Here is a 21,759-nt window from a genome sequence, read left to right as displayed (position 1 = left end):
CATGCCCGTTTTTCGTTCCGCTCCGCGCGCCGCGTCACGTTCCGTGTCCGGTACGTCGCCGCCTTCGCGCCTCGCATCGCTTGGCGTGCTGCTCGCGCAGCGCGTGCTGCTCCTCGCGGGCGTGCTGGGCGTCTGGTCGTTCGCCGCGCGCGGCGTCCCGGCCTTCATCCTGCCCGGCCCGGAGAAAGTCGGCGCGGCGCTGTGGATGCTGCTGCATACCGCGAGCTTTTCGCGCGACGTCGCAGCGACGCTCGGACGCGTGGTATCGGGTTTCGCGCTCGCGCTGGTCGTCGGCACCGTGCTGGGGCTCGGGCTGGGCAGCAGCCGCCTGCTGCGCCAGTTCTTCGCGCCCGTGCTGGCGGTGATCAATACCGTGTCGTCGGCGATCTGGGCCATTTTCGCCATCATCTGGTTCGGCATCTCCGACGGCACGACTGTCTTCGTCGTCTTCATGACGGCGATGCCGCTCGTGCTCACGAACGTCTGGCAGGGCGTGGTCAACGTGCCCGCGGACTATCTCGAACTGGCCCGCAGTTTTCGGCTGTCGCGGCTGGCCACACTGCGCAAGATCGTTTTTCCGTCGATCCTGCCCTATCTCTTTTCCGGCGCGCGGCTGGCGTTCGGTTTCGGCTGGCGGGTCTCGCTCGTCGCCGAAACCATCGGCTCGTCCAGCGGCATCGGCTATCGCCTGCGGCAGGCGGCCGATCTGGTGCAGACGGACCAGGTGTTCGCCTGGACGCTGGCGCTGGTAGCCATCATGTTGCTGCTCGAAGGCGGCATTCTCAAGCCGGCGGAACGTCGCTTGTTCCGGTGGAAACAGGCGTCGCCGTAGCGGCGACACGGGCCTGCAAAACGACGGAATACCCTTCAAGGAGAGAACGAATGACATTGCGACAGATGGCGCGGCGAATGGTGGGCGGCGGGGTCCTGGCGACGTTGCTGGGCATGAGCGCGGGCGCGCTCGCCGAGCCGATCAAGGTCGGCTATTGGACCAGCGGCGTGAGTCTGGGGTTTGGCGCCGTACTGGAAGCCGGCGAGTTTTTCAAGAAAGAAGGCATCGACGTCACCTTCGTACGTTTCTCGGACGTGAACGCGCCATCGCGGGCGATCGCCGCGCATGCCATCGACGTCGCCTTCGCCGCGCCGGCTGCCGGCGTCTTCAGCACGGCCGCCGCCGGGGTGCCGATCAGCATCATCGCCGCGACGCAGCCTGCCGATGTGCAGTTCGTCGTGCGCGGCGATTCGCCGATTACGTCGTTGGCGCAACTCAGGGGCAAGAAGATCGGCATGTCGCCGGCCGGCAGTTCGGTCGCCGCGATCGCGCAGGCGGTGCTTGCCGGCAACGAACACATTCCCGCCGACGGGTTTTCGCTGGTTCCCGGCAACGAGTCCCGGCTGGCGCAGTTCCTCGTGCAGAAGCAGGTGGACGGCGCCGCATTGCGCTCGGTGACGATCGCCCAGTTGGGCGACCTGAAGCTCAGGCCGCTCGCCAGTTTCGCGGATCAATGGCGGCAGCTCACCGGTGCCCCGGCGGTTCCGTATATCGGCGTCGCCGTGGCGCGCAACGAATTGCTCGCCAAGCAACCGGCGGCAGTGGCCCATCTGATCGCCGGCATGCGCGCGGCGCTGGCCTGGGGACATGCGCATCCCGATCAGGTCGCGGCGATCCTGCAAAAGGACGCGAACCTGCCCGCCGCCGACGCGCAGGCCTACGCGCGGCAATGGGACGACATGAACCGCGTGGCGCTGGAGCCGGCGGATATCGACACCCTGAAACGCGAACACCGGATTTTCGTGGACGCGAAGATCCTGACGGGCACGCTGCCGGCAGCCATTTTCGCCACCGGGCCCTATCAGGCCGCGGTCCGGCTGAAATAGTCCGACAGGGTCCGACGCGACGAACCGCGGACGAACGCCCGATACCCCACTTCAAGGAGATGCACGTTGTCAGATTCGATGAAAGCATTGGTACTGCAGGCCCATGGCGATCTGGATCAGCTGAACGTCGTTCGCAAAGCCCGGCCGCTCGCCGGTCCCGGGCATGTCGTCATTCGCGTTCGCGCATCGTCGTTCAACTATCACGACGTCTTCACCGTGCGCGGCATGCCGGGCATCAAGGTGCCGCTGCCCGTGGTCATCGGCCTGGACATGGCGGGCGAAATCGTCGAGGTGGGCGAGGGCGTGACCGGGTGGCAAATCGGCGCGCGCGTGCTCGTCAATCCGCTCAATCGGGAAAAAGGACTGATGGGCGAAATGCTCGACGGCGGCATGGCCGAGTACTGCCGCGTGTCCGTCCCGCAACTGATCGCGATGCCCGACAACGTCAGCTTCGAGCAGGCGGCCGCGCTGCCTGTCGCCTACGGCACCGCGCACCGCATGCTCATCACGCACCACACCGTCAAGCGCGGCGACCGGGTCGTGATTCTGGGCGCGAGCGGTGGCGTGGGCAGCGCGTGCATCGTACTGGCGAAGCTGCTGGGCGCGGAAGTCGTCGCCTGCGCGGGCAGCGACGAGAAAGCCGCGCGGCTGCAGGCGCTGGGCGCGGACCATGTCGTCAATTACCGCGACACCGATTTCTCCAAATGGGCGATCGCGAAGTATGGCAAGCCGCAGCGGCGCACGCACGAGGGTGGCGTCGACGTCGTGGTGAACTTCACCGGGGGCGATACCTGGGTGCCGTCGCTGAAATGCCTGAAACGCGGCGGCACGCTGCTGGTGTGCGGCGCGACCGCGGGGCACGACCCGAAGGAAGACCTGCGCTACGTCTGGAGCTTCGAACTGAACATCAAGGGGTCGAACAGCTTTTACGACGACGATCTCGCCGCATTGATGAAGCTGATCGCCGAGGGCCGCATCGATCCGCTGATCGACCGTGTCCTGCCCCTGGAGGACGCCGCCGAAGGCTTGCGCCTGATCCGCGACCGCGAGGTCCTGGGAAAGGTCATCGTCACGCCCTGAGGGCCGCCGCGAACGCCCGTCACCCTCCGTCACCACCATCAGCAGGAGCATGCAATTGAGTGCCAACATCATCGACCGGGAGGCCGTCGAAGCAAAGCTGCGCCGCGGCCCGTATCACGAGTGGCTGGGTATCGAAGTCGTCGCCGTCGGCGAAGGCACGATCGAGCTGACCGCGCGCTGGCGCGAGGAATGGATCGTCAATCCCGAAAAGCGCTATACCCATGGCGGCATCCTCGCCACGCTGATCGATCTCACCGCCGACTGGGCCCTGGTATCGAAAACCGGCCGCGGCGTCCCGACCATCGACCTGCGCGTCGACTATCATCGCCCCGCCATGCCCGGCGACCTGCGCGTCAAGGGGCGCGTGATCAAGTTCGGTTCCCAGGTATCGGTCGCCGAGGCCGAGGTGCTCGACGCGGACGGCAAGCTGCTCGCGAGCGGCCGTGGGGCCTACTCCACGGCGACCCCGGCTGCCCCGGCCGCCCCGCGTCCCACCACGCCGCAAAACGGGTCCTGAGCGGCGGTTTCGGGTACGGCGGCGCGCCATCCGCGCGCTGCCGGGCGGCCCGCATCGTTTCCAGGAAAGGAGTACGCCATTGCTCGATCATCTCGTCATCAACACGCGTTTCCAGATGGACGTCGCCGCCGCGCTTTTCGAGCGGCTCGGTTTCCAGCTGACGCCGCGCGGCCATCACTCGCTCGGCTCGATCAACCATCTGGTGATGTTTCCCGATCACTATCTCGAATTGATCGGACTCCCGACCTCCGGCGCGGCCCTGCGCCAGGAAGTGCTGGACAGCGTCGTCGGCATCGACGGTCTCGTTTTCGCGATCGACGACGCTCCCGCGACGGCGGCGCGGCTGGCGCGCGAGGGCATCGACGCACAGCCGGTGCAGCGTTTTTCCCGCCCGGCCGAGATCGACGGTGAAAACCGGACCGCATCGTTCGAAACCGTGCGGCTCGTCGCGGGACAATACCCGGCGGGACGCATCTATTACTGCCATCATCTGACCCCTGAGTGGGTGTGGCGCGACGCGTGGCTCGCGCATCCCAATGGCGTGACGTCGATCGCCTCGCTCGAGGTGATCAGCGACGACCCGGCCGCGGCCGAGCGCGACTACGCCAGGCTCACGGCACGTGCGGATGTTTCGGCCGCGCCGCGGGCAGCGTCCTTTCATCTGCGCTTCGCGCATCGCGAGGCGGCGGCGCGGCGCTTCGGACCGCTGTCCGTCTTCCTGCCGCCGCGCCCGGAGAGTTTCGCGTCGATGGCGTTTCGCCTGGCCGACGGGGCGTCGCTGTCGGCCCTCGCCGAGCGTGGCCGACAAGCCGGACTGCCCGTGCGGCACCACCCTGCGCAAGACGGCGCCGGCGCGCGACTCATGATTGCCTTGCCCACCTTCCATACGCTACTGGAGTTTCTGGGATGACGCGTACGACCAATCTCGGCACGATGCACGACGTGACGTCGGTGGCGAACCGGACCGCGTTCTTCAGTCTGAACGAAGGCGACGCGCAGGGCGAGCAGGGGATCACGTTCGCCGCGCTCGACGATCTGGCGAACCGCATCGCGCTCCGGTTGCGCGCGGATCCGCGGGACGACGGTTTCGCGCTTCTGCCGGGCGAGCGCGTGGTGATCCTCGCCGCGAACTCGATCCGCTATATCGCCGCGATACTCGGCATCATGCGCGCGGGCGGCGTCGTCGTGCCGGTGAACTTCAAGTTCCCGCGGCCGATGACCGATTTCGTGATCGATGACAGTGGCGCGCGTCTGGTCTTTTGCGATGGTGCCCGCGAGACCGCCGTGCCCGCGCATCTGCCCTGCATCGTGTTCGATGCGGCGGCGGGCGGGCCCGGGGCGCGGGATTTCGATACGGTCTTCGCGCCGCGCCGCGACGATCGTGGTTTCGTCGCTACGGCGCCGGCGCCGGACGACGTCGCGATGATCCTGTACACCTCCGGCTCCACGGGGACCCCGAAAGGCGTGCGGCTCTCGCATGCCAGTCATGCCTGGGTCGTGGATACCCGCTTGCGCGACACCCCCCTGCACGACGAGCGCGTCCTGATTGCCGCGCCGCTCTATCACATGAACGCACTGGCGCTCGCGTTGTTGAGCATCGCCGCCCGCGCGACCACGGTTTTGATGCCGCAATTCGACGCCCGCCGCTATATCGAGGCGATCGACCGCTTCCGCTGCACCTGGTTGACGGCAGTGCCGCCGATGATCGCGATGATGCTGCGCGAGCAGGCCGCGCTCGCGAAGGCCGATCTCCGCTGCGTGACGGTGGTGCGCATGGGGTCCGCGCCCGTCAGCGAAAGCCTGCTCGCCGGCATCCACGCTCTCCTGCCGAACGCCCGCGTCATCAACGCCTACGGTACGACCGAGGGCGGGCCGGTCGTCTTCGCCCGGGCGCCGGATGGCTGCGCGACGCCGCCGCTCGCGCTCGGCGTCGCGCACCCGGCGGTCGACGTCAGGCTGCGCGCCGAACCGGAATCGGCTCGGGAGTCGACCGATCCGAATCCCGCGAAGGCCGACTCCTTCACACGATCCGCCGATGATGACGCGGTCGCCGCGACCGGCGCGCGACAAGGCGTGCTGGAATTGCGCAGCCCGGCCCTGATGCTGGGCTATCACCAACGCCCGGACTTGCCCCTGCCATTCACCGAGGATGGGTATTACATCACCGGCGACGTATTTCGTCGCGACGAGGCGGGGTTTTATTACTTCGTCGGCCGCAACGACGACATGTTCGTCTCCGGCGGCGAGAACATCTTCCCCGGCGACGTCGAGCGCATGCTGGAAACCCATCCGGCCATCCAGCAAGCCAGCGTGGTCGGCATCGACGACGAGATCAAGGGCACCAAACCCGTGGCCTTCGTGGTGCGCAGCGTGTCCGACGAAAGCGCGTTGAGCGAGGCGGACGTCAAGACCCATGCGCTGACCCACGCGCCGGCGTACCAGCATCCGCGGCATGTCTGGTTCGTCGACAGCCTGCCCTTGGCGGCAACCCACAAGATCGACCGACGCGCGTTACGCGAGGACGCGATGCGGCGCCTGCGGGCGCCGTTTACGTAACGCGCGTGAACGGCATCGCGTGCATCACCGCGCCAGGGGCCCGCAGAATCCGTGGGACCCGCGCGGCCTGTCCTTCGAAAATTTCCTCGTGCGATCCGCTGGTGACGCCGATTTCGAGGAACGCTTTCTGCGCATGCGCGCTGGTGGCGCCGAATGGGAGCGTCAGGCCGGGAAGCGGGCCGGGAAGCAGGCCGAGAAGCACGACGATCGCGAATCACGTGCGACTTTTCGCCGATCCTTCGCTCGCCCAATTCAGGACGCCTGGTCGCGTTCATTCAGCCTGTGCACCTGGCGATCGTCTGGATGAAAAAGTCCCTATCCACCGGTTCTTGCCGCATGCGTGGCGGCGGTCCCGAATCCCGCGCACGTGATTGAAGGCACCGCTGCAGGTTTGCCCGGGCGCTTTGGGGCGCTTGCCAAGTCGCAAAAAAAACAATAAGCAACAACGCACACGCACTTGCGCATTGCCGGGTGCGACCGGCGCGATAGGTCGTTTCCGCAAAATGCCCCGACTGGCGGAAGCGCTTTGAAGGCATGGATCGTGACGATTGCTTCATATTCCTTCTCAACTGATTAGCAAGGCAACTATATAAGAAAATCTTTCGGTCTCGTTATCGCAGGGCGGTCCGCGTGTCGTGCATGCTGGAAACGGTCGCCTCGAATAACGTGGGTCCCACCCGAGCGCGCAGTGTTTGAGCGATCGCCGCGCTGGCTTCGGCGATCGGTTGCGCGAGTTTCGTGCCGTCTTCGGTGGGATAGACACACCATTCGCGCGCGTCTGACACCGCCTGGCGGCGCTCCACCAATCCTTTATCGCACAGTGTATCGATCAGGCGCGTGGCGGTGGAGCGGGCAATACTCAACGTATCCGCGATCTGGCTGCTGAGCGAACCAGGCGTTGTCAGAACGACACGCAACACGAACCCCTGCGCAGGCGTGAGGCCGAAGGGCGCATACGCGACGATCCATTCCCGCTCGACGAGGCGGGCGAGTGCGGCGGAATTGAAATAAAGGCAGTGATCGAACATGATGTTATTAAACCTCTATATGGTTAGCAATGCAACCATAAATGCGTGTTGCGCGAAGCATCCGGTAGGATCGGGCGCATTTTGGCTAAATTTTGGAATGCTTGGTTTTCGGGGCAGGTCGCGTGGTGTTGATAGGAATGAACAGCGGAGTTTCCCGGGGTTCAGGTGAGTGGATCCAGACCGCGGTAGGCAGTTCTGGCGGTTGTCGGCATTGCCCTTTGAAGCGGTGCGGGGTCGCGGTGAACGCGGTATCAAGGCTTGTTTGTCGCGCGAGGCGCACGTCGCGGGCGAGGCGATTGCCGGTAGCGGTGGCCAGATATCCGCCCACGTTGCGGATGTACGACGACGATGGAGGGCCGGTGCCGACACGAACAGTTCTAAGCAACTTACCGTCGACAAATTCCATCGGGCGTACGCCATCCCTTCCGTCGAGGCTCAGGAAACTTGACACGTTACATGTAACGTCCTATATTCGTTACATGTAACAGGAGAACGCTATGGCCGCAAACGTAAGTGAACGTGTGAGCACCTACCGCCAGAACCTTCGCAACGCCGGTTTGCGACCGATTCAGATATGGGTGCCGGATACCCGCCGCGCGGGCTTTGCAGAGGAGTGCGTGCGTCAGTCCCAAGCAGTGCGCGAAAGTCAGGGTGAAGCGGACATGCTTGATTTCATCGAAAGCGCTTCTGACCTGGACGGGTGGAAATGAAGCGAGGTAGCATCGTGACGGTTGCGCTGCAAGGCGATTTCGGTAAAGGGCGCCCGGCCCTTGTCGTGCAATCCGACCTCTTTGCCACGCATCCGAGCGTAACCGTCCTTTTGATGTCGCATGAACTGGTTGACGCGCCTTTAATTCGTATCCTTGTGCTTCCGTCCGAGAAAAATGGCTTACGCATGCCTTGTCAAATTGGTGTGGACAAGGCTTTTACCGTGAAGCGTGAAAAGATCGGTAGCGTCATCGGTGAAATGGAACACGAGACAATGCTCGCGGTAGATCGTGCTATGCCGGTTTTCTTAGGACTTGCATAGTCCAAGACTTAGAGCACGCAGACCGATATGGCAAGCTGCAAATACATTCGGATGCTCGTGAAGTAGCGGCACGCTCGCTTGTGGACTGGCAGCAAGCACTGGCGGAGCAGGCTTTGCCGGATGCGCTCGTGGCCCACGCGCATGCCATCGGCATTCCAAATGCTGCCAGATACGACGCCGACCATACGAGCGGCGGCGGCCGACGTGTATCTGGGCGACTTGCGCATCCAAAAGTGTGTTCTCGCAGGTGCGTTTGCTGGGTGCCCGCACTCGCCATTGGCAGTAACCGGAGCGCGACACACTGCGCTGTCGGCGCAGCCGGATGATGCTAAAACCGGCGATCACGCCAGACAGGCAGCGATGCATCATCGATAGTCCAGTGCGGTTGTCGCGGCGACACGCATATGCCACCGATCCAGCGAGATTCATCCGCGTGATCGAGCCAATAGGCGTCGCCGGCGAGCGTACGGCGTCCCAGTTCGGTCAGCGTCACCGGCCGGCGCTCCCAGGCCGTGTTTTCATCGGGTACGTGCAACAACGGATTGGCGCATTCGATCAAAGGCCGAATCAATGCGTAATACATGGCGTCCCCGAGAAACGGCAGGGGCTCGCTGATCAGCATCAATACACCGTATGCTTTACCCAGCGTCATGTCGCTTCGATCGCGGATGGTTTCGAGCGTCAACCGTTGCGTCAGCGAAAGGCCGTCGCGCGAGGATGGCAACTCCTGAAGTTGACGCCTCATGGCGGATCCTAAAAAAGGAAGGGAATCCGCCGCACGGCGGGCGATCTCCGCCCACGCGAGCGGGTCGGGTGCACGATAGGCATCCCATGCCTCACGGGCGAGAGCGAATGCCCGATCGTCGACCACCCTGCGTTTCTGCCAAAGCCATGCAAGGATACTGGGCGCCAACTGTCCGATGCCGATGAAGCGTCGCACGCCCGGCACCCGGTCTATTGCAATCACTTCCATTCGTTTTGGCCGGGGCCGGGCATTCGCGAGCACATACACCAGAAAAAGTTGGTCATACGCATCCGCGTCGCACCACAGGACCACGCGTTCGGCCTGGCCGATTGCCGCCAGTGCGCGGTATTCTTCGCCCAGCCGGTTTCGCGCTTCCGTGATCGAGAGGCTGAATACCTGGCTGACAAATCGACTGCGCACTTCCAGAAAGCGATCGGTGTCGAGGCGGCGCACCGGTCCCATGCACAACGGGTCTGTAAACGCCTGGAAGGCGCCCTGAAATCCGGCGGTACGAAGCGAGTGGGCGATGTCGTTTCCGCAACGCCAGTGCTGTGTTTCGCGTTCGTCATCGGCGGCAAATCCCGGATGCGCTGCTGCAAACGCCAGGGCATCGACGTGGGCTTTCAGCTTTGGCCAGTCGGCGAAGCCGAGGTCTTGCGCAATGAGCCATTGCGCGTCGGAGAGTCCGGGGAGCCGAGCAGGGTCGGACGACTTTCGTGTGAGTCGGGCCATTTGAGCCGGGGCGCTGCCGTCGCGCAGAAGCCGCAACAGCGTCTTTGCCCGCTTTCGCTCTATATCGAGGTCGATATGGCCATGGGTGGCGGCGTCGGAAAAGGCGTGATTCGGCATACGATCTCCACTGGAGCCGGTCCGCTACCTGGCCAGGAGTCGCATCGATATGCGGTGTAGAAATGCCGATTCCTGGGTCACACCCTTTCCGCGGACAGGTGGCGTGGAGTACGCACGCGATTATTCTACCCATATTCCAATAAAGTGGCGCGACAACCGATCATCGATCGCTGCAACCGCAGCACGAATACGCCGCTCATCTCACCGCGTATTGTGCGAGAAACATATCGGCCGTCGATTCCGCCACTTTCCGTTGCTCCGCGGGCGATAGCGGCGGTTGTCCCATCGCGACCTGCGGCCAGAAAGCGAACGCCTTGATCAGTCCCACCAGCTGCTGCGAGGCAAACAAGGGGTCGGCGATGCGCAAACGGGGATCGTCCGCCGCCGCTCGCATCCATACCGCCAAGTCCTCCTCGCGTTCGCCCAGGCGCGCCACCATGCCCCGGGCGCGCTCGGGCGAATGCATGCCCGCGGCAATGGCGACGCGCGCGAACGACAGCAGGGCTTCGTTGTCCGACAGGCGTACTTTTCGCATCAATAATTCGAGCAGTTGCGCATGTAACGGCAGGTCGGCGCGAAAAGCGGGCGCCGCACCGCTATGACTGCTGCGCCACAAGTGCAGCAGAATCTCTTCGAACAATGCTTCCTTGCTCGGAAAATGATTGTAGACGGTGCGCTTCGAGACATGTGCCCGCTCGGCGATGCGATTCATGCTGGTGGCATCGAAGCCGGCGAGCAGGAATTCTTCGATGGCGGAATCGATGATGGCGACGCGTTTACGGTCGGTGAGGCGTTGCGGTGTGCTGTTCGGTTCCATCGTTAAATTTTACACCGATCGGTTTACTTCCATCGCGCAAAAATTTACACTGAACGGTGTACTTTTTACTTCGGGATGCAGCCAGATGCCATCGTTTGCCGCTTCGATACGCCATGTCCTGGGTCTTACCGCTGCCCGCCGCGGACGGCGGCGGTTTCATGCGTCCGCCCAGCATGACGGCACGCGCTTTCGCAACGTCGCGCCGGCGCCCGTGGAGAGCGCTCGCACGATGGCCGGCATTGCTTGGCGGATGCTGTTCAACAAACCGGCGGATACCACGCCGTCGACGAGCCTGCCGGTGGACGCGTTGACGCGCGAGCAGCTCGACGCGGCGCCGGATCGCAGTCTGTATCGGCTCGGGCATTCGACGATGTTGTTCAAGTTGCGCGGCCGATTCTGGTTGACCGATCCGGTATTCATCGAGCGGGCATCGCCGTTTCGTCGCATCGGTCCGAAACGGTTTCATGCGCCGCCGATCGCGCTGGCCGATCTGCCGCCGCTGGCCGGGGTCATCCTGTCGCACGATCACTACGATCATCTGGATCGTGAGACGGTGATCGCACTGGCCGGGAAAACGACGGTCTTTCTGACGCCGCTGGGTGTGGGAGACCGCTTGATGGCGTGGGGTATCGATGCGGCAAAGGTCCGTCAGCTCGATTGGTGGCAGAGCGTCGAGCGGGACGGCGTGACGTTTTCCGCAACGCCCGGACAGCATTTCTCGGGGCGCAGCCTGCTCGACCGCAATAGCACCCTGTGGGCATCGTGGGTTATCGTCGACGACGACTTGCGCGTGTTTTTCAGTGGCGACACCGGCTATTTCGACGGTTTCAAGACCATCGGCGAGCGCCTGGGTCCCTTCGATGTCACGCTCGTCGAGACGGGTGCCTACGACGCGCAATGGCCTTATGTGCACATGCGGCCCGAAGAGACCGTGCAGGCTCACGCCGATCTACGAGGCCGCTGTCTCGTGCCCATCCACAACGGCACGTTCGATCTGGCTTTTCACGGCTGGCGCGAGCCCTTCGAGCGGATCACGGGGTTGGCCGCCGCGCGTGGTATCGCCATTTCCACTCCGCGCATGGGCGAACGGCTCGATCTCGCCGCGCCGCACCGTGGCGAGCGGTGGTGGCAGGACACGGGGGAGCGCGTCGAAGTACCGAATGAGGAGAGGCGGCGCGTCGCGTCCCGGTGAAAGGGCCGGCCGGCGGATCGCAGGTATTCGGCTGCGCCGCCTTCCAGAGCGGAGCGAATCCGCGCGGCAAGGCGGGGCGCGCTTCATGTTTCATGCGGGTCGAAGCCGTGCCGCACTTCTTCATGCGCCAGGTCTCCAGCGCGAATTCGAGGTGAGGGTGTGCATTTTTTCAAAATAATTTTATGATACGTTTAACTAAGTGTATCGAGATGCCGTATGGTGAAATCGCTTGCTTCGGCGAAGGTTTATCGTGTATGCCGTGCCGCCGGAGCCTCGGGACGGCAGCAGCGTGCGGTGCGTGATATGCCGGCAGGGTGGAGGATCGCAGGATGAGGCGTTTTATCGAACGCGTATTTCTGGTGTCGGTTGCGGGCGGTGTTGGCGTGATGATGGCGGGTGGAATGATGTACTACGCGGGCGCGCGCGTGAACACGAGCAAAAGTATTCCGCGTGGTCTGTACTGGACCAGCGGCGAGCCTTTCGAGAAGGGTAGATACGTCGCTTTTTGCCCGCCGCCGGATCCCTTGTTGGACACCGCCAGGGCTCGGGGCTACATCGGTTCAGGATTCTGTCCCGGCGGCTATAGCTACATGATGAAGACAATTTCAGCAGCCAAAGGCGATACCGTTTCGGTGACGTCGCAGGGCGTGACCGTCAACGGCGAATTGCTACGGGGCAGCGCGCCCCTGGCATTCGACGCGATCGGCCGACCGCTGCCACGTTTGCACGTCGCGCGACGCACGCTTGGCGATGCGGACCTGTTATTGATGGCTGAACGTAGCGCAACGTCGTTTGACGCGCGTTACTTCGGGATTGTCACGCGCGACCGGGTGCAATCCATAATCCGGCCGGTCGTGGTCTGGTAAATGGACGAATTGCGTCGGTGACGGCGGGTGGGTTCGTTGCGGAAGGGCCTTCATTCACTGTCATGGGGTCACAGGACGGTCGAACCGAAGCGGTCGTTTATTTTTCTCGCCCATCCGTCATTGGCGGAACACTCATTGAGAAAATCGAGCCGTTTTCGACCCATCGCATTGAAGTCGATGTGGCCGTGGCGATAGCTGACGATGTTGAAATAGTCCGCTATGGCACCGTCGCATCCGTCGGCCTTCCCCTGACCCTGAAGCATTCCGGCCATGCACAGGACGGTCGCGCATGCATCCTTTGCCTGCGATTCGGGTACCCACGCGCTTGCCGCCGCGGCGATAAGCAGGCCGAGTTTCAGGACATTGTCGGTCACTGTTCAATTCTCCGGTCCATCCCTCATAAGGGGTCGCTTCTACCGACGAAATCGGCCGATTCACCGGCACTCGGGGCTGCCCGCCCCGCATGGCCACCGTTTTCCGAGTTGCCCCCGCGCCGTTGCGCGTGCGCGACTTCGACAGGCGGCCCGGCTTGCGGCGTGTTCTGTCGAGCTTCGCGCGCGTGCGCCGTGGACCCGGGGATGCTGCTTTGCGGCGCGATCGTGCTTCCGTCGGCGTGTGCAAGCCGCTCTTTTGCTGTATTCGCCTTGGTTGCAAGGCCGTCTTTGGCGGTCAATTCCGCGTGTTTGGCGGCATTCGCACTCTTGTCGGCGGCGAGATGAGCGGCTGTCCCCATTGCGGACATGAAGCCGCGACTACCGCCGGACGAGCGGGCCGCGTGATTGCTGCTGCCGTTGCTATCGCCCGGGAACGTACCGGAACCTGCGGCCGTATGCTGTTGGGCTTGGGTAAAGGCCGCTTTGAGTGCAGAAGCGCCACCTGCTACCGAAGCACCGCCTGCGACCATCGCCGTACTTGCCGTAGCTGCGGCGCCGACAAGCGCACCGGCCCCCAGGTTACCGATACCCGCTGTGGAGCTGCTGCTGCCCACGATACTTGCCATCATCGGCGGAACCTTGTTCACAAGCACGAGTAAAAGAATCGATGCCACAAGCACGACGCATAAGCTTTTGAGGTTCATGCTGCCTGTCTGGACCAGTTGGTAATACTGGTCTATAAATGATTGTCCAATGCCTACGATAAAAATCATACAAAACAACTGGACACCCAAACCTAGTACGGTTTTGTAATAGTTGATGGCAATGTCGGTGGTCCAGCGACCTCCTCCGAAACCGAGAAGAAAAACGCCGCCAAAAGCAAGCATCCATCCCGCGATCAAGAGAAGAAGCATATTGACGGCGACCAAGGAGAGCACGCAAAGAATCACGATGCCTACCAATATTCCGACTGCGGAATCGACGGGTGACCAGAATGAGGAGTGATCGATCACTTTCGAGACGATGCGGAAACCGATGTCTGCGATTCCAGAGGGTGAGAATGAATCACTCGATCCGGAAGCGTTGGCTGCGATTTTCCGCATCGAATTGATAATTGACATTGCTATTTCCGGGCCGTTATACAGTAGCCACCAGAAAAAACCTGTCGTCGATAAAAATCGGACTGTTTCCGCAAATACTTCCGATATGTCCGAATTTTTCAACGCCAGCATGCCGAACGTCCATACCATGCTCAGTAGCGCCAGCGTCCAAAATAGCCAAGTTGCGTAATCGATAATTGCCGTCCGCCAGTGACTTGCTGCATTCGAAAATCGCTGAAGGATGTTGTCCATGATTCCCGAACTGTCTGCGGGTGAAGCATGTACCTGCACCGTGAAAAGAAAAAATGCAGTTGCCAGAAAAACCAGCAGCAATGATGGCGATTTTCCCATGCTGCTACCATTTCATTTCTGGGCTGCGAGTGAAGGTTCCAGACGAAGCTTCGGCATCGATAGCGTTCCGGCAGTCCTGATTCCAGTCAGCCCGATTCGCGACTTTCTTGCATGTCGCTAGAGTGGCGTTCCTTTCCGCCTCGTGTTGCCTGTACCATTCGATCGACTCAGGGGACTTTCCGCACGAGAAAAGCAGAGTCAACGCCGTTCCTACGCATATAAAGTTCAGTTTTTTTTCCATCATTAGTTCCTCGATTACCAAGATCTGGACGGACTTTCTGTATAGCTTCCTGATCTAAACTGCGAACCCGCTGCCGCCTCCATCGCTTCCCGATCGGCGACGTTCTGGGCACGCGTTGCCTGCGCCGTCGCCTGTGCCGCCAACATGCCGCGAATTTGCAGGAGCTGGTTGTTCTGCGCGCTTGCCAACTGGTTGGCGGCCTGGATCGCCTGCATCTGCCCTTGCGCACCCGTGGCTTGCGATTGAAGCAAACGCAGCTTTGCCGCATCGCTCGCAAGGGTCTCCTGCTGGACATCGACGGCTTTCAGCACGGCATCGTTGGCTATCTTTTGCGCGGTCGAACCGTTGGCGCGAGATGCCTGCAAAGCTTGCATTTCGTTGGACGAGCAACCGCCATCCTTGAAGCATGGGGACGTTCTGTAGTAATTCACATCGCCGAAGCGCGACAGATACGCATCGAGGCCGCCGGCCTGTTCCTTGAAAATCTTCAGCGTATCCTGAGCTTGCAGCAGCCTGGTTATCGTCTGCTGTGCCTGATCCCATACCCAGTCTGACGGCGCGAGCGTGTTCTGCATCATGTTTTGATACTGTCGCAACTGCGTTTTGTATTGCTCGATCTGTTTCTTGACGGCCGCTACGTTCTGGATGGCACTGATCGTGGTTTGCGATGCGGTTTTCAAATCAAGTACCGCGATCTGGGCAACGACCGAATGCGGATGACCGATACCGAGTACCACACCCACGTATCCGGCCGAGAAAATGGTCCTCATGCTCATGGCCGACCTCCTTCGCGTCGGTAGTCGAATGACATATACGGCTGCGTGAAATCCAAATCCTTGGTCACCACGATATTGAACCGGTAGCCAGGGCGAATTTCGATAGTCGGGGCGATGTTCAGGTTTTTCGCGATCATCTGCGCCGTTACATTGCCGAGTTGCTGACCGAGCGCCTGGCTCAATTCGCCGTTCACCGTCGGTTGCTGGTTGACGCCGCCGTTGCCGTCTCTGCGCGCGGTCGCGTAAGAGGCCGCAGCGGTCACGCCCGACATGAGAATCGCCGAAGCGAAAATGCGGAGGTAGTGGTTGTTGACCTGATCGCGGAATCCGGCATAACCGGCGCTGTCGGCACCCGGCATGGCGCCGATGTCGAGCGCTTTTCCGTCGGGAAATACCAGGCGCTGCCAGGCGATGAGCACCGCGTTCTGACCGTATGCGACATTGCTGTTGTAGGCGCCGATCAGGCGCGTTCCCTGGGGAATGAGCAAATGCCGCCCCGTGGCCGTATCGAACACATTTTGCGATATCTGCGCGAAGATTTGACCTGGAAGGTCCGAATCCACGCCGCTTATCATGACGCCCGGCAACACGCTGCCGGCGCGAATTTCAAAACGTGAACGGGGCGGCTGTACCGCTTGATCGAGCATCCAGCGGTCACTTTTTCCGCTGCCATCGAACTGTCGAACGTCGTTCCGCAAGTGGTCGGGCGTTCGGCGTCTTTCCGGGCCATCGTGCGGGGCGCCAGGCAGGTCACCGTCATGAGCGTCGTCGGCGATACCCAGTATCGCGTTGGCTTTCGTCAACTGTGCTTTGTAATCGAGCGCGGGATCGGCGGCGTCCGCCGCGTCGATTTGACGCCCGACGGAGGCGATGCGCGCGAGCAGGCCGTCGCGCGTCGGCGTCGCGGGATCGTGCGTGGCGGCTGCGCCGGAAAGCGCGACGCTTGTCCTGGCTTTCACCGCACGCTCGAACATTTGCATCTTTGCCGCGCGAATCTGCTGCAGATGCGGATCTTCGGTGACCGTGGGCGCGCCCGTGTCCGACCGCTGTAGAAGTGCCGGCGGGGTGTCGGCGTTGTCTACGGACGCTTCGGGTGCGGCGGCCGGGGCGGGTACATCAGCGGGAATCAGGCCGACCCGATGTTCTCCCATGATCTGGAGCGCCATGGCCGACGTGTCGGTGTACTGCCCTGCCGTTTGCGCCACGTCCTGCGGCGACGCGATAGCATCGTTCGAGCGTTTGACCGCCACCATGGCAATGAGCGCGGCAAACACGCCCAGCGCGCAAACCGCGAGAATCAACGGCACACTGTTGACCCGCCGCACTCCGCCTCCAGGTGTCGAGCCGGGTGACGTTGCGCCGGACATCTGGCCGTTGTCGTTCATCGTCCCGGCTCCTTGCGAATCCACAGGCCCGCGGGGTGAGGCATGCCGCTTTCGGTGATGCCGAAAGCCCGGCTGATCGACTGCGCGCCTATCTGCAGGGTCACGCGGTACAGAGCCATTGGCTCGACGGCGTCCACTGCATAGCGTAATGGGACGCCCGGCACGACAGGCGGCACCAAGGGCAAACTGGCGGCGTCCGCTACCGTGTCGGTCCCGGCGGACTGCGGTGACGGGTCGTACTCGAGAATGGCATAGCCTTTCTCGCGCAGGGACGACAGCAGTGTGCGGCCGTAGTCGTCGCTGGCCGGATGCTGTATGTCGAGGCGCGTATGCGCGGGCGGATACAAGACCATAAGTTGCGTTACCGTGTCATCCGCCATCGTCTTGTTGGCGTCTGACGAGGCTGCCGCATGATTGCCGTGCGGACGTTGCGTAACCGTGCAGCCTGCCAAGCCGACCAGCGCGGTCACCGCGACGGTGTTCAACACGAATCCGCGCATTGTCATCTTCCTTTCGTGATGGTGACCTTGTCCTGGCTCGAACCGACGCCGGACACCAGCACCGCCTTGTCGAATATCGTGTCTACGATGTAGCGGTCTCCTTGGACGCGATAGTTCACCATGTGCGTTTCGGGCTCGTGGAATGGTCCCCCCTCCTTGCGTAAAACGAGTAACGCCGGCGCTTCGCTTTGGCGCATGGCAGGCGGCATCTGAATGATGGTCTTGCTGCCATCGTTGTAGACGCGTATCGGCTTCCATCGCGCCGCGCCGTCGATCGCATAATCGAAGTCCAGGTCGCCGAGGTATTCCCCCGTCTTTGGCATCGTGCGCTGCTCGCGGGTTTGGGCCTCGCGCGCCCGGATCGTCTTCCACTTCGTCATCGCGTCCTCCGGATAGGTGAAGGACATGAATGGCATCAGATGCGAGCGGCTCGACCGCAGGCGGAAATGATACGTACGTCGATTCGTCGTCAATACGAGGGTGGTATCCAGACCGACGTCGAGCGGCTTCAGGATGAGATGCACCACCTGTTCCGCCCCCGAGCCCGTCACTGCCGGCTCGATCGTATAGCGAGGGTCTCCCACATTCACGCCGTTGACCTTTTCGCCAGCTTGCAGCGCAACGTCGCAAACATGTAAAACGGCGCACATCACCGGATATTGCTTGCCCGGCAAATAGGGCCAGTTGATCGATCCGTTCGTGCCCTGATAGGGTTTCACGTTCTGCCCTTCCTGCCACTTCTTGCCGATGGCGATGGCCGCTCTTTCCTGCGCGGTGAGCCGGGGTTCGTCGCGCGAGAAATATTGATCGGCAAATGGGCCGGTGCCGGGGGCAGCGTGAATCGCCGCCGGCAGCAGGCTGAAAAGCAGCGTGAAAATCGGCGTTTTTTTCATGGTTCTGTCCCGGTCCTAGAACTGCTTCGTCCAGTTGAAGTCGGTAATGAAAACATGGTGCGGGTTCCAGAACATGTTTTGATCCTGTAATTTCGCCCCGGTGTTTTGATAGATCGTGACGAGGGCACGCATGGCGTAGGGCGGTTCTCTGGGCGTGCCGTCCCGCGCGCGAATCGTTTCCATCCAGTCGACCTGCCAGGTATGACGTGATTGCTGCAACACCGACTTCAGCTCGATGCTCACCGTTTCGGTGCCGGCGCGGGCGTAGGGGTTGGCTTCCTTCGTACCGTTCAGGTATTCGTTCGCCTTGGAGATGGCCGGGTCGCCGGATGCCAGATAGGCGTAGGCATGCCGAACGGCTTTCCCCTGCAATTCCGCGTCGGGTGTGACGAGGCGCAGGTTGCCGATAAATTCACCTACCGCGGAACGATAGTCGGCGACTCTGGCGTCAGGAATGCGATCGGCGCGCGTCATCGAGATTTTGTTGCCGCTGGCGTCCTCCTGAAACACCAAAGGGATGAATTTCGACTGACTGCCGATGTAGATGATGCCGCCTACCGAGGCAAGCGTGATCAGCAGACACAGCAAACCGAGAAAGAAGCCAATCGTGCCGTACTCCATGACGCTGCCGACATGGCTGTTCCAGGAACGCCGGGCGTTCACATAGGGATTTGCGGTATCCGGTTTCGGTGGCTTCGTGCCGAATACGCCTCGCGGACCGATTCTCATGCGGCCGCCTCGTATCCGTTCAAATTCAATCCCTTGATACGCAACCATTCATGCACCCAGGCATCGCCGTGCGCCGCCTCGAGCCTTTTCATCGTGGCAATGGATTCCTTGTCGGTGGCGCCGACGAAGGCGAGCGCGAGAGGGCCAAGAGCCAACTGATACAGGCGCCGACCCTGTTCCGAAACGTAGTAGTAGTCGCGCTTTGGTACGGCCCCTGCGACGATCTCGATCTGACGCTGATTCAGCCCCATACGGTGATAAATCTCGGCGGTCCGTTCTTCGCGTGCGTTGGGGTTGGCGAGATAGATCCGGCACGCCGTGGATTCGGTGATGAGATCCAGAATGCCCGACCGTGCCGCCTCGGAAATGCTTTGCGTCGCCATGAGTATCGCGCAATTTTTTTTCGCCATCGAGCGCAGCCATTCCTCGATCTTGTCCCGGAAGGCGGGGTGGGCCAGCATCAGCCAGGCCTCGTCGAGAATCAGCAGCGTCGGCCGCGCATCTTCCGCGCTCAGCGACTCCTCGATGCGCATGAACAGGTACAGCAGCACCGGCAAAGCGTACTTCTCCCCTAGGCCCATCAACTGTTCGATTTCGAAGGTCATGAAGTCGGCCAGATCGAGGCCATCGTCTTCCGCATCGAATAGATGCCCCATGCCGCCATCCACGGTGTAGGGCCTGAGCGCTTCGCGGATGATTTCGTCCTGCACGGTTACGGTGAATTCCGACAGCGTGCGGGACTCGCTGGTGTGCATGTTCAGAATCGCTTCGGCGATCGCGTTGCGCTGCGCGGGCGTCGTCGTCACGCCCGTCAATGCGAGGATGGTGTCGATCCATTGCACCGCCCATGCACGGCGCGAACGGGTATCGAGGCGGGAGAGCGGCGCGAAGGCGAGCGTGTCGGCATCGGATGCGACGGTGTAGTGACGCCCGCCGGCAGCCTTGCAGGTGGGATACATCGACAGGCCTTTGTCGAACGCGTAGATCCGCGACCCATGATAACGGCGCCATTGCAACGCGATCAGGCCGAGCATCGTCGACTTGCCCGTTCGAGTGGGACCGAAGATGATGCCGTGGCCCAGGTCGCGGACGTGCAGGTTCACGCGGAATGGCGAATTTCCGCTTGTGACCGCGTGCAGCAGCGCGGGCGCATTGGGGGGGAATAACGGCGAGGGCGCGCGGTTTTCGCCGGTCCAGATGGTGCTGGTGGGTAGAAGGTCGGCAAGATTCAGTGTGTTCAGCAATGGCCGCCGTACGTTTTCCACGCCATGCCCCGGCAGCGAGCCGAGATAGGCATCCATCGTGTTGATCGTCTCGACGCGCGCCGTGAATGCCAGTGCATTGATGGTCTTTTCGAACCGACGAGCGGACAGCTCAAGTTCCGCGCGGTCTTCGCCCATCAATACGACGACACTGGTGTAGTAGCCCTGCGAAACCATGCAGCTATTGGTCTCGGCGATGGCCGATGAAGCGTCTGACACCATCGTCGCCGCGTCCTCGTCGACGTGGCTGGTGTGGGTGTTGAATACTTGATCGAAGAACCCGCGGATCTTTTGTTTCCACTTTTTCCGGAATTTCTCGAGTTTCGCGACGGCTTCGTGATGATCGAGAAAAATGAAACGCGACGACCATCGGTATGCCACGGGCAGTTCGGCCAGTGAGGAAAGGATGCCGGGGTAGGATTCCAGCGGGAAACCCTCCACGGCGACTACCTGAATGAAGTTTCGGCCAATTTTCGGTACCACCCCGGTATGGAGTTCCTGGCCGCCGATGAGCGAGTCGATATACATGGGGTTGCGAGGAAGCTGGATGGGATGATTCAGGCCGGTCACGCAAAATTGCAACCATTGCAGTTGCTGGTCGTGGGTTACGGTGGAGCCGTCTTCCCGCGCGAGCTTGACGCCGCACAGCCGCTCTAGCGCGACAGCCGCCGAAAGACGGCCTTCGACGTTGGCGACTTCCCGTTTGAACTGTTCGATGAGATGCGCCGTGCGGCGATTGCGATCGGGTTTTTCCGCCTCGTCGTCGAACATCAGTTCGACGAACCTGCGTTCGGCCAGCATCGGGGGGAACCACGTGATCGTGACGACGAAGAAACCTTCGTACAGCGTTCCCATATTCTCGAACAAGCGACGCCGTTCTTCGTCTATGGCCGCCGAGACCCGATCGGGAAAATGCGAAAGGCTCGGATCGCTGTAGTTCGGGGCGGGCCGGCGTATCGCATCGACATGCATCATCCATCCGTTTCCCAGTGGGGCAAGTGCCTGATTGATCCGGAATGAAATGATTTCGCGCTCGGCCTCGGTCGCGCTGGCATTATCCGAACCGCGATAAAGCCAGGACGCCATGAAAGAACCATTTTTCCCGACAATCACGCCGTCATCGACCACCGCGGCGTAATTGAGCAGGTCCGCCAGCCCGGCGTCCTTGGAACGATGCTTCTTCAGCCGCAAATCGGCGTTTGTTTGTCGAACGAGTAGGAATAAGCCTACCAGCAGCGCTGTGCCCGGCACCGCAATGACGAGAGTGATGACCGGGATCATGTATATTGCTTTCCCTGGGTGCCGGTGTTGTCGCGAAACGGGGTTGCGCGAGGCGGGTAGTAGGCGTCGTATCGCCGACTGCGCACGTAAACGAATCGCATCTTCGGATCCGCCTTCGCCATCTTTCGGAAAGTCCACAGGGCGATGCACCATGCGCCGGCGCCGAATCCGGCGGCAAGCCAATCCTGTGCGGCGAAGATCAGAACGGCAGCCAGTAATCCCGAGAACATCACCAGTTCCCGATCGCCACCCATGAACAGGTTTTCCCGGTTGCCTGCCCGCCGAATGGGAATCGCTCGCAGGGCCATG

25 protein-coding genes are annotated in these 21,759 nt (G+C 61.9%); 10 read left to right on the top strand and 15 right to left on the bottom strand.

Annotation, left to right across the window (positions count from 1 at the left end; genetic code table 11):
* Position 1: 1 nt before the first annotated feature.
* The 6 genes from OVY01_RS05815 to OVY01_RS05790 all read left to right on the top strand — a co-directional run bounded on the left by OVY01_RS05815 (position 2) and on the right by OVY01_RS05790 (position 6,031).
* Complete coding sequence (locus OVY01_RS05815) at positions 2 to 832, top strand: ABC transporter permease (protein WP_267846355.1); 831 nt, start codon at positions 2 to 4, stop codon at positions 830 to 832.
* A 50-nt stretch (positions 833 to 882) separates the two neighbouring features.
* Positions 883 to 1,878, top strand: a complete 996-nt coding sequence (locus OVY01_RS05810; protein ID WP_267846353.1) for an ABC transporter substrate-binding protein — start codon at positions 883 to 885, stop codon at positions 1,876 to 1,878.
* Between the two features lie 78 nt (positions 1,879 to 1,956).
* Positions 1,957 to 2,958, top strand: coding sequence for a zinc-binding dehydrogenase (locus OVY01_RS05805; RefSeq protein ID WP_267847676.1), 1,002 nt, complete (start codon positions 1,957 to 1,959; stop codon positions 2,956 to 2,958).
* 55 nt (positions 2,959 to 3,013) lie between these two features.
* Positions 3,014 to 3,475, top strand: a complete 462-nt coding sequence (locus tag OVY01_RS05800) for a PaaI family thioesterase (protein ID WP_432422187.1) — start codon at positions 3,014 to 3,016, stop codon at positions 3,473 to 3,475.
* Between the two features lie 79 nt (positions 3,476 to 3,554).
* Complete coding sequence (locus OVY01_RS05795) at positions 3,555 to 4,385, top strand: VOC family protein (protein WP_267846350.1); 831 nt, start codon at positions 3,555 to 3,557, stop codon at positions 4,383 to 4,385.
* Complete coding sequence (locus tag OVY01_RS05790) at positions 4,382 to 6,031, top strand: class I adenylate-forming enzyme family protein (RefSeq protein ID WP_267846348.1); 1,650 nt, start codon at positions 4,382 to 4,384, stop codon at positions 6,029 to 6,031. Before OVY01_RS05795 ends, OVY01_RS05790 begins: the two co-directional genes overlap by 4 nt.
* On the opposite strand, the gene OVY01_RS05785 is transcribed toward OVY01_RS05790, so the two are convergent.
* From OVY01_RS05785 to OVY01_RS05775, 3 genes are all read right to left on the bottom strand, one after another.
* Entirely contained in the window at positions 6,024 to 6,233 is a 210-nt protein-coding gene (locus OVY01_RS05785) for a hypothetical protein (RefSeq protein WP_267846347.1), read from the bottom strand. The genes OVY01_RS05790 and OVY01_RS05785 overlap by 8 nt on opposite strands.
* Before the next feature lie 409 nt (positions 6,234 to 6,642).
* Positions 6,643 to 7,059, bottom strand: a complete 417-nt coding sequence (locus OVY01_RS05780) for a MarR family winged helix-turn-helix transcriptional regulator (RefSeq protein ID WP_267846346.1) — start codon at positions 7,057 to 7,059, stop codon at positions 6,643 to 6,645.
* Between the two features lie 85 nt (positions 7,060 to 7,144).
* Complete coding sequence (locus tag OVY01_RS05775; protein ID WP_267846345.1) at positions 7,145 to 7,465, bottom strand: hypothetical protein; 321 nt, start codon at positions 7,463 to 7,465, stop codon at positions 7,145 to 7,147.
* Positions 7,466 to 7,556: 91 nt separating this feature from the next.
* Here OVY01_RS05775 and OVY01_RS05770 point away from each other — a divergent pair, with 91 nt between their 5' ends.
* Together OVY01_RS05770 and OVY01_RS05765 are read left to right on the top strand one after the other, a co-directional pair.
* Positions 7,557 to 7,769, top strand: a complete 213-nt coding sequence (locus OVY01_RS05770) for an antitoxin MazE family protein (RefSeq protein WP_267846344.1) — start codon at positions 7,557 to 7,559, stop codon at positions 7,767 to 7,769.
* The gene (locus OVY01_RS05765; RefSeq protein ID WP_267846341.1) at positions 7,766 to 8,089 is read left to right on the top strand and encodes a type II toxin-antitoxin system PemK/MazF family toxin; all 324 of its coding nucleotides are present in this window, start codon (positions 7,766 to 7,768) and stop codon (positions 8,087 to 8,089) included. Before OVY01_RS05770 ends, OVY01_RS05765 begins: the two co-directional genes overlap by 4 nt.
* Positions 8,090 to 8,417: 328 nt before the next feature.
* Here OVY01_RS05765 and OVY01_RS05760 read toward each other — a convergent pair whose 3' ends face one another.
* Together OVY01_RS05760 and OVY01_RS05755 are read right to left on the bottom strand one after the other, a co-directional pair.
* The gene (locus tag OVY01_RS05760) at positions 8,418 to 9,683 is read right to left on the bottom strand and encodes a DUF1835 domain-containing protein (protein ID WP_267846339.1); all 1,266 of its coding nucleotides are present in this window, start codon (positions 9,681 to 9,683) and stop codon (positions 8,418 to 8,420) included.
* A gap of 196 nt (positions 9,684 to 9,879) precedes the next feature.
* A complete protein-coding gene (locus tag OVY01_RS05755) occupies positions 9,880 to 10,500 on the bottom strand; it encodes a TetR/AcrR family transcriptional regulator (RefSeq protein WP_267846337.1) in 621 nt (206 codons plus the stop codon).
* Between the two features lie 85 nt (positions 10,501 to 10,585).
* On the opposite strand from OVY01_RS05755, the gene OVY01_RS05750 reads away from it, so the two are divergent.
* Both OVY01_RS05750 and traF read left to right on the top strand, forming a co-directional pair.
* Positions 10,586 to 11,692 (top strand): MBL fold metallo-hydrolase, encoded by a 1,107-nt coding sequence (locus OVY01_RS05750; protein WP_267846336.1) that lies wholly within the window; start codon positions 10,586 to 10,588, stop codon positions 11,690 to 11,692.
* A gap of 329 nt (positions 11,693 to 12,021) precedes the next feature.
* Entirely contained in the window at positions 12,022 to 12,558 is a 537-nt protein-coding gene (gene traF, locus OVY01_RS05745; protein WP_267846334.1) for a conjugative transfer signal peptidase TraF, read from the top strand.
* Positions 12,559 to 12,626: 68 nt separating this feature from the next.
* Here the strand turns inward: traF and OVY01_RS05740 are convergent, their stop codons facing one another.
* The 10 genes from OVY01_RS05740 to OVY01_RS05700 are packed head-to-tail and all read right to left on the bottom strand — an operon-like array spanning position 12,627 to position 21,758.
* Entirely contained in the window at positions 12,627 to 12,932 is a 306-nt protein-coding gene (locus tag OVY01_RS05740) for a conjugal transfer protein (protein WP_267846332.1), read from the bottom strand.
* 23 nt (positions 12,933 to 12,955) lie between these two features.
* A complete protein-coding gene (gene trbL / locus OVY01_RS05735) occupies positions 12,956 to 14,383 on the bottom strand; it encodes a P-type conjugative transfer protein TrbL (RefSeq protein ID WP_267846331.1) in 1,428 nt (475 codons plus the stop codon).
* Between the two features lie 4 nt (positions 14,384 to 14,387).
* The gene (locus OVY01_RS23235) at positions 14,388 to 14,624 is read right to left on the bottom strand and encodes an EexN family lipoprotein (RefSeq protein ID WP_432422186.1); all 237 of its coding nucleotides are present in this window, start codon (positions 14,622 to 14,624) and stop codon (positions 14,388 to 14,390) included.
* Positions 14,625 to 14,638: 14 nt separating this feature from the next.
* The gene (gene trbJ, locus OVY01_RS05730) at positions 14,639 to 15,400 is read right to left on the bottom strand and encodes a P-type conjugative transfer protein TrbJ (RefSeq protein ID WP_267846329.1); all 762 of its coding nucleotides are present in this window, start codon (positions 15,398 to 15,400) and stop codon (positions 14,639 to 14,641) included.
* Positions 15,397 to 16,785, bottom strand: a complete 1,389-nt coding sequence (locus tag OVY01_RS05725; protein ID WP_267846328.1) for a TrbI/VirB10 family protein — start codon at positions 16,783 to 16,785, stop codon at positions 15,397 to 15,399. The genes trbJ and OVY01_RS05725 overlap by 4 nt, the downstream gene beginning before the upstream one ends.
* Complete coding sequence (locus tag OVY01_RS05720; protein WP_267846326.1) at positions 16,782 to 17,285, bottom strand: conjugal transfer protein TrbH; 504 nt, start codon at positions 17,283 to 17,285, stop codon at positions 16,782 to 16,784. Before OVY01_RS05720 ends, OVY01_RS05725 begins: the two co-directional genes overlap by 4 nt.
* Positions 17,286 to 17,287: 2 nt before the next feature.
* Positions 17,288 to 18,178 carry a P-type conjugative transfer protein TrbG gene (gene trbG / locus OVY01_RS05715; RefSeq protein WP_267846325.1) on the bottom strand — a complete coding sequence of 297 codons (891 nt, stop codon included), beginning with the start codon at positions 18,176 to 18,178 and terminating at the stop codon, positions 17,288 to 17,290.
* A 15-nt stretch (positions 18,179 to 18,193) separates the two neighbouring features.
* Positions 18,194 to 18,955 carry a VirB8/TrbF family protein gene (locus OVY01_RS05710; RefSeq protein WP_267846324.1) on the bottom strand — a complete coding sequence of 254 codons (762 nt, stop codon included), beginning with the start codon at positions 18,953 to 18,955 and terminating at the stop codon, positions 18,194 to 18,196.
* Positions 18,904 to 21,450 carry a VirB4 family type IV secretion/conjugal transfer ATPase gene (locus OVY01_RS05705; RefSeq protein ID WP_267846322.1) on the bottom strand — a complete coding sequence of 849 codons (2,547 nt, stop codon included), beginning with the start codon at positions 21,448 to 21,450 and terminating at the stop codon, positions 18,904 to 18,906. Before OVY01_RS05705 ends, OVY01_RS05710 begins: the two co-directional genes overlap by 52 nt.
* On the bottom strand, positions 21,447 to 21,758 hold the full coding sequence (locus OVY01_RS05700) for a conjugal transfer protein TrbD (RefSeq protein WP_267846321.1): 312 nt from the start codon (positions 21,756 to 21,758) through the stop codon (positions 21,447 to 21,449). Before OVY01_RS05700 ends, OVY01_RS05705 begins: the two co-directional genes overlap by 4 nt.
* Position 21,759: the final 1 nt, after the last annotated feature.

This window comes from Robbsia betulipollinis, assembly GCF_026624755.1.
In the GTDB taxonomy this organism is placed as follows: domain Bacteria; phylum Pseudomonadota; class Gammaproteobacteria; order Burkholderiales; family Burkholderiaceae; genus Robbsia; species Robbsia betulipollinis.
The sequence above is the reverse complement of the archived record's forward strand: the minus strand, read 5'-3'. Positions and strand labels throughout refer to the sequence as shown.

Coding starts and splice junctions, on each gene's coding strand:
- OVY01_RS05815 (WP_267846355.1), top strand. CDS start 2: ATGCCCGTTTTTCGTTCCGCTCCGCGCGCCGCGTCACGTTCCGTGTCC.
- OVY01_RS05810 (WP_267846353.1), top strand. CDS start 883: ATGACATTGCGACAGATGGCGCGGCGAATGGTGGGCGGCGGGGTCCTG.
- OVY01_RS05805 (WP_267847676.1), top strand. CDS start 1,957: ATGAAAGCATTGGTACTGCAGGCCCATGGCGATCTGGATCAGCTGAAC.
- OVY01_RS05790 (WP_267846348.1), top strand. CDS start 4,382: ATGACGCGTACGACCAATCTCGGCACGATGCACGACGTGACGTCGGTG.
- OVY01_RS05780 (WP_267846346.1), bottom strand. CDS start 7,059: ATGTTCGATCACTGCCTTTATTTCAATTCCGCCGCACTCGCCCGCCTC.
- OVY01_RS05775 (WP_267846345.1), bottom strand. CDS start 7,465: ATGGAATTTGTCGACGGTAAGTTGCTTAGAACTGTTCGTGTCGGCACC.
- OVY01_RS05770 (WP_267846344.1), top strand. CDS start 7,557: ATGGCCGCAAACGTAAGTGAACGTGTGAGCACCTACCGCCAGAACCTT.
- OVY01_RS05765 (WP_267846341.1), top strand. CDS start 7,766: ATGAAGCGAGGTAGCATCGTGACGGTTGCGCTGCAAGGCGATTTCGGT.
- OVY01_RS05760 (WP_267846339.1), bottom strand. CDS start 9,683: ATGCCGAATCACGCCTTTTCCGACGCCGCCACCCATGGCCATATCGAC.
- OVY01_RS05755 (WP_267846337.1), bottom strand. CDS start 10,500: ATGGAACCGAACAGCACACCGCAACGCCTCACCGACCGTAAACGCGTC.
- OVY01_RS05750 (WP_267846336.1), top strand. CDS start 10,586: ATGCCATCGTTTGCCGCTTCGATACGCCATGTCCTGGGTCTTACCGCT.
- traF (WP_267846334.1), top strand. CDS start 12,022: ATGAGGCGTTTTATCGAACGCGTATTTCTGGTGTCGGTTGCGGGCGGT.
- trbL (WP_267846331.1), bottom strand. CDS start 14,383: ATGGGAAAATCGCCATCATTGCTGCTGGTTTTTCTGGCAACTGCATTT.
- OVY01_RS23235 (WP_432422186.1), bottom strand. CDS start 14,624: ATGGAAAAAAAACTGAACTTTATATGCGTAGGAACGGCGTTGACTCTG.
- trbJ (WP_267846329.1), bottom strand. CDS start 15,400: ATGAGCATGAGGACCATTTTCTCGGCCGGATACGTGGGTGTGGTACTC.
- OVY01_RS05725 (WP_267846328.1), bottom strand. CDS start 16,785: ATGAACGACAACGGCCAGATGTCCGGCGCAACGTCACCCGGCTCGACA.
- OVY01_RS05720 (WP_267846326.1), bottom strand. CDS start 17,285: ATGCGCGGATTCGTGTTGAACACCGTCGCGGTGACCGCGCTGGTCGGC.
- trbG (WP_267846325.1), bottom strand. CDS start 18,178: ATGAAAAAAACGCCGATTTTCACGCTGCTTTTCAGCCTGCTGCCGGCG.
- OVY01_RS05710 (WP_267846324.1), bottom strand. CDS start 18,955: ATGGTTGCGTATCAAGGGATTGAATTTGAACGGATACGAGGCGGCCGC.
- OVY01_RS05705 (WP_267846322.1), bottom strand. CDS start 21,450: ATGATCCCGGTCATCACTCTCGTCATTGCGGTGCCGGGCACAGCGCTG.
- OVY01_RS05700 (WP_267846321.1), bottom strand. CDS start 21,758: ATGGCCCTGCGAGCGATTCCCATTCGGCGGGCAGGCAACCGGGAAAAC.